At 57.4% G+C, this 727-nt stretch carries 1 protein-coding gene and 1 pseudogene; one reads left to right on the top strand and one right to left on the bottom strand.

The features are described 5' to 3' along the window. A pseudogene (locus P792_RS37795) lies at positions 1–183 on the top strand (hypothetical protein); the annotation flags it as partial. Between the two features lie 118 nt (positions 184–301). Here the strand turns inward: P792_RS37795 and P792_RS33570 are convergent. Next, complete coding sequence (locus P792_RS33570; RefSeq protein ID WP_343206295.1) at positions 302–466, bottom strand: DUF1328 domain-containing protein; 165 nt, start codon at positions 464–466, stop codon at positions 302–304. Positions 467–727: the final 261 nt, after the last annotated feature.

Genomic DNA, 727 nt, shown 5'->3' with positions numbered 1-727 from the left:
GGCTGGGGCGGCCTTGGTCTTGGCCTTGCCACAGGTGCCGTCATCGGCGCAGCTGTCGCGCAACCCTACTATGCTCAACCCTATGCGGCAGCGCCCTACACCTATGCCTGTGGTGGCTATGCCAATTGCGACCCGCAGCAGGGATATGCCTATCCAGGAGATCCCTATCCCGGTGGATTCTGAGCTCTCTCGACGCACTACCTGATAAAGAAAGGGCGGGGATGATCCCCCCCGCCCTTTCTCGTAATGGCACCCTCCCTCTCCAGATGGAGACGAGGCTGTCTGGCTGTAATCCTTATCTTCAGCGCATGCGGCCTCTGCCAAAGACGAAGCTGAGGACGAACAGCACGAGGAAGATAAAGAACAGGATCTTGCCGATCGACGCGAAGTCGGCCGAAATACCGCCAAAGCCGAGGACACCGGCCAGAAGGGCGAGAATCAGAAAGACGATAGTCCAGCGCAGCAGATCCATGACGATAACTCCGTTTGGGAACATAACATAATCGTCATGATCCATGATGGGTCGTGAACGGACGAAAGCCCTGCAGGTTCATCCGGCTCAAGGCTCGCACTTGTATTTTAATCCGGAAAGACGTTTCTGGTCTGTCTCCCGTCCCGGCACACCGGGTTCAGGGCACCATGTCGATGCAATGAGATGACAGGCCCTCCGGCCAGCCTGACGAGATGACAGGAGACGACCCCATGAGCACGTTCCGATCGCTTTACC

Origin of the sequence: Asaia sp. SF2.1 (assembly GCF_000505765.1) — a bacterium.
Lineage (GTDB): Bacteria > Pseudomonadota > Alphaproteobacteria > Acetobacterales > Acetobacteraceae > Asaia > Asaia bogorensis.
Note: the sequence above shows the minus strand (reverse complement) of the source record. Positions and strands in the feature narration are given on the sequence as shown.